Consider the following 6,820-nt stretch of genomic DNA (forward strand, 5'->3'; position numbering starts at 1 on the left):
TTTAAGATAATTTTGGAATGAATACAATATGAGCAATTTTAAGCATCTAAAATACGAGCCTGTAATTTGGTCGATCGCCCTTTTTGTGGTAATATTTTTACTGTGCAGCAGTGTACGCCACGCCCTGTTTCAATCCAACGCCTTTGAACTAGGAATTTACGACCAAGTAGCGTATCTAATCAGTCAGGGACAAACGCCGTTTTCCTCATTTCTCGAAATTCACCACATGGGAAATCACGCCGCTTTGGTGATGTATCCCGTGGCTTTGCTTTACAAAATATATCCCGACGTTCATTGGCTGTTGCTAGTCCAAGCAGTTGCTCTAGCATTGGGTGCTTTGCCAGTTTGGAGTTTGGCCATTCAAGCCGGATTAAATAATAGCATATCTCGGGCGATCGCCAGTATTTACCTTCTCTATCCATTAGTCTTCAATGTCAACCTCTTTGACTTCCACCCAGAAGTAATTGCCCTACCCGCACTGCTAGCAGCAATCCTAGCCGCCAGACTCAATAAAACCCTGTGGTTTTGTGCTGCTATCGTCTTAGTTTTGAGCTGCAAAGCCGTGTTATCTTTAACTGTAGCTGCGATGGGACTGTGGCTGTTGTGTTTCGACAAAAAACGCAATTGCGGACTCATAGCTCTGTTTCTCGGCGCGGCTTGGTTCCTGGTAGTTACTCAAGCCGTAATACCGTATTTCAATCTGGGAAGAGAACACGCAGGAATCGGGCGATATCAATATTTAGGACATTCAGTTTTAGAAATTGCTGTTAATTTAATATTGAAACCAAATCTAGTTTTAGGACGTTTATTTTCTTTAGATACAGTTGAATATTTAACGTTATTAACCTTGCCTGTAATTTGGTGGCTTTCCCTGCGTCACCTGACACCTTTAATTAGCGCTTTACCGATGTTAGCGATGAATATTCTTTCGGATATTCCTGCCCAGCGAGATTTGATTCATCAATATTCTATTCCGATATTGCCATTTTTGTTAGTTGCCGTAATTTCCAGTTTAGCCGATAGAAATCAGTCTAAAGGAAAGATAATATTTGATAGATTGCCAATTCCTAATTATCCATTGCCAAAAATCATTATAATTTGGTCATTAATCGCTTTTTTAGCTTTAGCAAAATACGGATATTTTGGGACTATTTATTTAGATTACCTCGACACTTTGCCAGCTACCAAAGAAGCCATCGCTCTCGTCAACACAAAAGGCAGTGTTTTAACAACTTCTCGCGTTGCTCCCCACTTAACGCACCGCCCCGTGGTAAAGTTAACTGAGGCTAAGACACCTCCTGCAAATCTCGCAGAATTTGATTATGTCTTGCTGAATCTGAGGTATCCCGGCTGGATGAGCGATCGAGCTTTTGTACAAAACCTAGTAACTAAACTCGCCAACAATCCCCAATTTCAACTAAAATATCAGCGAGATGATATATATCTATTTACTAAGAGTCAGTAGTCAGCGGTCAGTAGTCAGTAGTCATTAGTCATTAGTCAGTTGGTAGGGGCTGTGGATGTTGCGTGCCCGCCCTCTTAGTTAACAGTTGGCAGTTAACAGTCAACAGCTAACAATTCCCCATGACTACTAACTAATAACTAATGACTCCTAACTAATGACTAATGACTAATGACTACTGACTCCTAACTAATGACTACTGACTACTGACTACTGACTAATTATTTTAATCCTCAACTTTCAAAGCCCTTCTTGCCAACTTCACATAAGTTTTCACAGTTTCATAGGGCATTTCCAAATCAGCAGCAATATCAAACAAAGATTCCCCCAATTCCCGGCGCGCCAAAATCGTCGCCCAAGTTTCCGCAATCTCAGCAGCCCGACGGCCACCTTTACGCTTTCTGATCTCCATAAACTTCTCTGTTAATTCATCTATTCGCGCCGCCAAAACACTTTGTATCGACACTTCTGTCACCGATTCTGTCAGCCATTGCGTCCGCGTTTGTCCCAAACCAAAAGTTGTTTTGTGCCCCGTGCCGCAGTAGGGTGCTAACCGCCCCAAAGCATAAAATAATTGTACAAAATCAGGGCGATTTTGGCCCGATCGCCCGATCGCAAATTCCACAGCCCCAGTAAACCCCGTCACCATGCCTTTTTTGCCCGCCGCCACCTTCTGCGACTCCAACTTGTGGCGGCTAATAATTACATTTTCATCAATCCAATTCATAAATTCGGCTTGGTCAAAAATTACCCCAGAAAAGTTATTCCAGCGGCGAAAATAGCTGTGAAAAACATTTTCAGGAACTGGTAGCGGGAAGTGATGACCTTTGCTGCGAAAGCTTGTTGGAGTTACAAAACTAAGTTTTACGTTGCGCGATAATGGTAATTCTGCTGTTAGTAATTGCTGGTAAGTTGTGGGAGCAAAAGCAATTTTCCAAGAGCGAATGAGTAGCGGAGCATTTCGCAAATCTATCTCTTCGGGCAAATTTTGCAGCCACTGACTCAGCCACTGCACTACTCGCTTTGAAAGTCCCGTGACGTACCAGCGATAAATACGATCGCCCGCAAGCTGAAATTCTTTGCCGCTAGCGGCTAAATCACCTTCCAATCCCGAAATCGTAAAGGCTTTTTCTGACTGATCGTTGTGCAAAAGCTGCGATAAATCCGGGTCAGTTTCCTGTACTTGATGCAAAAACCAAGCGTGCAAACCTATGGCATATTGCGCGTACAGAGAGCTAGCAGCGCGGGGAGTCAATTCAAACACTAATCCGACTAACTCGGTGTCAGCGGGCCAAATCAGCCCAGCAGAAGCAAATTTTTTGCGGGGGGTGGGGTCGGGGGAAGTTGCCATGAGATGCCAGAAACAGCGACAGCGCTGTGATATTCTATCTTGTTTGCATCCCCTTTGGGGGATGTTTTTTTCAGGGCGATCGGTCAAATCTTTGGGAGGCTCCAAAAACCGGGTCATGGCCCTGTTTCCCCAACCGTCCGGGATGCGTAAAAAATCCTTACAAAACCCACAACCTAAAACTCAATTTTTGTCAAGGTTTCCTCTTGGTAAGTAAACAGAAATATACAAGTGTTTAAAATCACATTCTGCGATACAATTGTTAAAAGCTCGTAGCATCCTCAACTCCGATCCTGAACTATGAACACAACAGAAAAATCTAAACTCTCCAACGAAAAAACCTTGGAGGCAATGAAGAATTTCTCCGAAACCTACGCCAAGCGCACCGGAACTTACTTTTGTTCCGAGCCTTCTGTCACTGCTGTCGTCATAGAAGGACTAGCAAAGCACAAAGATGAACTAGGTGCTCCCCTATGCCCTTGTCGCCATTACGAAGATAAAGAAGCCGAGGTAAAAGCCGCCTACTGGAACTGTCCTTGCATTCCCATGCGCGAGCGCAAAGAGTGTCATTGTATGTTATTTCTGACGCCAGATAACGATTTTGCTGGAACTAATCAGGAAATTGGTATGGATCAGATTCAAGCTGTCAGAGAAACTATGTAATCGGTTAAGTAGGCGGTCGTAAATTGATAGCAGTTTTGACAACAGGTCGTAATTTTTCCTATTTTTAAGACTTAGCTATTTACAAAACCGATCGCCACTCTACGCTCTAGAGCATTCCTCACTTAGGATATCTACAAGTATTGTAGATTTTAGATTGTAGATTTTAAATTGAGGATTGATGGATTATTAATACATAGATTAATAGATTGTCAATACCTCATTTTTTAGAGAAGGCTGTATCCAATTCAAAATTTCCAATCTCAAATAAATGACAGAGGAAATGCCGGAGGAATTTTGGCAAAGTATCGAACAGTTTAACAGCCAAGACTTTTACGCTTGTCACGATACTTTAGAGGCTTTGTGGATGGAAGCGGGCGAGCCGGAAAAAAAGTTTTATCAGGGAATTTTGCAAATTGCTGTAGGGCTTTATCACTTAAGCAATCAAAACTGGCGCGGTGCAGTAATCTTACTCGGAGAAGGTATAAATCGGCTCAGTTATTATCAGCCGAGTTATGCTGAAATTGCTGTTGAAGATTTGCTCCGACAAAGCGCTAAACTATTGAGCACTTTGCAACAAGCCGGCCCGGAAGCAGTAGCTAAATTTGTACCGTTGTTCGCAGGTACAGAAGTTGCAGGCTTGCAATTGCCGCGAATTATCAAAGTATATTGAAGATTGTAAGGGGTTTTACTAAGTTATTAAATGACTCATTCTAATGACTAATTCTTTTGACCTAATCTCTTTTATTGCGGGCTTGATATGTATTCAAACCCTCTGGCAACTGTTTCAGCAATGGCCAAAATTTTGGGATACCCAAGTAACGTTCAAAGATCTAGAGTTAGCCCAGCGGTTGGCTACATTTGTTTTGATACCCATTGGTGTTCTGTTGCATGAAATAGGGCATAGTCTGGCTACTTGGCAAGTAGGAGGAACAGTATCAACCTTCCAATGGCGATTCTATTGGGGCTATATAGTTCCATCAGGAAATTTTAGTTTTGTTGATTATTGGTGGATTGCCTTCAGCGGAAACCTTGTATCTATCCTTCTAGGATTACTGCCAATTCCTTTCATCCCTTATATCCGCAAACGAATTGTTGGAGAACTGCTTTATAGTTATGTCTGTATACAGTCAATTTACAGTTTAGTCGCGTATCCTGTAATGTCCTTTGGTTTGCGTGGAGGAGATTGGGTCAATATCTATGACTTTACTGTTCAACCTTACGCATCGCTAACTGCAATTGTTCACGTAGGGTTACTGTGCGGATTGTGGCAATTATATCACAGCCGGAAAGCTATCTACTGGCGATTAGCTCGTAACCCCCATACCCTAGAGACATGGGAGAAATTAAAGCTAAATATAGATAACAAATCAAATGACTTGCAATCATATCTGAAACTAGCCTATTTTTTGGTGGAAAATAATGAAATTCATGAAGCAAAGAAGGTTGCCAAGAAAATTTTTCCAATTGTAACTCATGACGATAAAGTGCAGGTTTTTAAAGTAGCTATCGACTGCGCTAGTCAAGCATATCGAAGAGCGATTAAATCAGGTAAGCAATTACTGAATACCGATCTTTCATCTGAAGATAGACTACATATTTATCGAATATTATGCTTTTCTCTTTACAAAATACGCCGACTACCGGAAGCACTTTCCTACGCAAATCAGGGGTTAACCGTAGATCCTACAGACTATAAACTTCGATGTTATAGGGCTATTGTGTATCAGATGCTGGGGCAACACCAAGAAGCAAGAGCAGACTTAGATGTAGCATTAGAGAATGCTCCTGATGAGGATACCCGCCAAGAGTTACAAGAGTGGCTAACCCAGTATTTGAAACGGGTATAGCTGAGCATTAAGGAAGCAGCCCAACACATCTTTACAGCAGAGCTAGTGGGAGCGTCGGCGTTGTGAAAAAGGTTATTTGCAGCCGCTGAATTTTGTCCTTACATTTTTCCCGACAGGTGAAACCCGATCGCACTAGCGATGCGGAGCATTATCGCCCGCAACTTCGGACGATCGATCGCCAGCTTTCCCTATCCTAGAAAAATACAGCCCCCGCCAATGCTCAAATGAAATGAGATGGCAACTATTTTAAAGAAAGAACCTAATAAATCAAAATTTGCCGAACTCACTGCGGACAGCTAATGCCTTAGTACCTAGAGAGGTTATCCGAAACTTCCCGATGCGAGCAACCGTCAAAAAACTTGCAAATCCAGCAAATCAGCCAAACACCTCGTGAAAATGGCTATTGTCTTGCTAGGATAATTGGTTGATGCTTTCGGGCTGGTCGATCGACCTGACGAGAATATTTCTGGCCGTTAAGATAAAATACCTAACTAAATCGGGTGTGGTGGATTTAATCTCCATAGAGACAAATCAGGGGTTGGAAAAGGCCCTTCAGCAATTTCACATATTTTGAGGCTTGCAAGCTATGATGCCCTCCGCTAAACTACTTAATTCGCGCATATTCAAAGGATTGTCGCTGCTGTTGCCGCTCGCTCTGGCTGGCGCGATCGCCCCTCCCACCTACCCGCAAACCGCCACGCCCCGCACTCTCAGCGTGCGATCGGACATTCAAGAAGCCGACTCCAAAACCGGCATCGTGACAGCCCGCGGCAACGTCCAAATCAACTATCCAGCCCGCCAAATCCAAGCAACAGCAGCTCAAGCTCAATACTTCAGCCGCGAGCGCCGGATCATCCTCAGCGGCGACGTTTACGTATTGCAGCAGGGCAACAGCCTGCGCGGCGAAACCGTGACATACTTGATCGATGAAGGCAGGTTTATTGCCCTCCCAGACAATCCAGGACAGGTAGAATCAGTCTATCTCGTTGCTCCGGAACAAGATGCAGCAGCTCAAAGTGCGATCGGCACCACACCGCCCGCCAGTTCAACAGCACCTAAGTAACAGCCCTCCCCATAGCAGCAAAATTTATCACCAAAAACATCAATTGTTGCATAGCTACTTCGGACAATAATTTTTACCGAAATTCTTGTGGAACGGGCATCCTGCCTGTTCCGGGATCGGAGTTTAAATGCGCGACGCCTGAAAGCTGAGAATAAATGCAAAATTTAGTCTTGAAAAAGTAAAAACCTGAAGATTGTCAAATATCCACTTGAGGGGCGATCGCACCAACCAGCAATCTGAAATTTAACAGGCAAGTAAATCCACCTAATTAAACGTAAAATTAGGTATCGCTCACAGGCTGGCTGTGTACTTATTCTTCCTTCTTTTAACCCTCCGAGCGAAGCCCTTATAGCCTCCTGCCTGATGACTAATGACTAATGACTAATGACTAATGACTAATGACTAATGACTAATGACTAATGACTAATGACTAATGA

At 43.3% G+C, this 6,820-nt stretch carries 6 protein-coding genes; 5 read left to right on the forward strand and 1 reads right to left on the reverse strand.

What is annotated here, in order from left to right; all coding sequences use genetic code 11:
* The first annotated feature begins 28 nt into the window (after positions 1 to 28).
* A complete protein-coding gene (locus tag QUA97_RS05075; RefSeq protein WP_194068645.1) occupies positions 29 to 1,465 on the forward strand; it encodes a DUF2079 domain-containing protein in 1,437 nt (478 codons plus the stop codon).
* Positions 1,466 to 1,688: 223 nt separating this feature from the next.
* On the opposite strand, the gene cas6 is transcribed toward QUA97_RS05075, so the two are convergent.
* Positions 1,689 to 2,813: a CRISPR-associated endoribonuclease Cas6 gene (gene cas6 / locus QUA97_RS05080; RefSeq protein ID WP_194068648.1), complete on the reverse strand. Its 1,125-nt coding sequence runs from the start codon at positions 2,811 to 2,813 to the stop codon at positions 1,689 to 1,691.
* Between the two features lie 297 nt (positions 2,814 to 3,110).
* On the opposite strand from cas6, the gene QUA97_RS05085 reads away from it, so the two are divergent.
* From QUA97_RS05085 to QUA97_RS05100, 4 genes are all read left to right on the forward strand, one after another.
* Positions 3,111 to 3,473, forward strand: a complete 363-nt coding sequence (locus QUA97_RS05085) for a ferredoxin-thioredoxin reductase catalytic domain-containing protein (RefSeq protein ID WP_194012549.1) — start codon at positions 3,111 to 3,113, stop codon at positions 3,471 to 3,473.
* Between the two features lie 268 nt (positions 3,474 to 3,741).
* Positions 3,742 to 4,143: a DUF309 domain-containing protein gene (locus QUA97_RS05090; RefSeq protein ID WP_333193589.1), complete on the forward strand. Its 402-nt coding sequence runs from the start codon at positions 3,742 to 3,744 to the stop codon at positions 4,141 to 4,143.
* A gap of 43 nt (positions 4,144 to 4,186) precedes the next feature.
* Positions 4,187 to 5,320 (forward strand): tetratricopeptide repeat protein, encoded by a 1,134-nt coding sequence (locus tag QUA97_RS05095; protein ID WP_194068643.1) that lies wholly within the window; start codon positions 4,187 to 4,189, stop codon positions 5,318 to 5,320.
* Positions 5,321 to 5,906: 586 nt separating this feature from the next.
* The gene (locus QUA97_RS05100; RefSeq protein ID WP_333193594.1) at positions 5,907 to 6,383 is read left to right on the forward strand and encodes an LptA/OstA family protein; all 477 of its coding nucleotides are present in this window, start codon (positions 5,907 to 5,909) and stop codon (positions 6,381 to 6,383) included.
* Positions 6,384 to 6,820: the final 437 nt, after the last annotated feature.

This window comes from Microcoleus sp. CZ3-B2 (assembly GCF_036705055.1).
Lineage (GTDB): Bacteria > Cyanobacteriota > Cyanobacteriia > Cyanobacteriales > Microcoleaceae > Microcoleus.

What these genes read in the sequence shown, in the direction of transcription:
- QUA97_RS05075 (WP_194068645.1), top strand. Translation starts at nt 29, where the DNA reads ATGAGCAATTTTAAGCATCTAAAATACGAGCCTGTAATTTGGTCGATC.
- cas6 (WP_194068648.1), bottom strand. Translation starts at nt 2,813, where the DNA reads ATGGCAACTTCCCCCGACCCCACCCCCCGCAAAAAATTTGCTTCTGCT.
- QUA97_RS05100 (WP_333193594.1), top strand. Translation starts at nt 5,907, where the DNA reads ATGATGCCCTCCGCTAAACTACTTAATTCGCGCATATTCAAAGGATTG.
- QUA97_RS05095 (WP_194068643.1), top strand. Translation starts at nt 4,187, where the DNA reads ATGACTAATTCTTTTGACCTAATCTCTTTTATTGCGGGCTTGATATGT.
- QUA97_RS05085 (WP_194012549.1), top strand. Translation starts at nt 3,111, where the DNA reads ATGAACACAACAGAAAAATCTAAACTCTCCAACGAAAAAACCTTGGAG.
- QUA97_RS05090 (WP_333193589.1), top strand. Translation starts at nt 3,742, where the DNA reads ATGACAGAGGAAATGCCGGAGGAATTTTGGCAAAGTATCGAACAGTTT.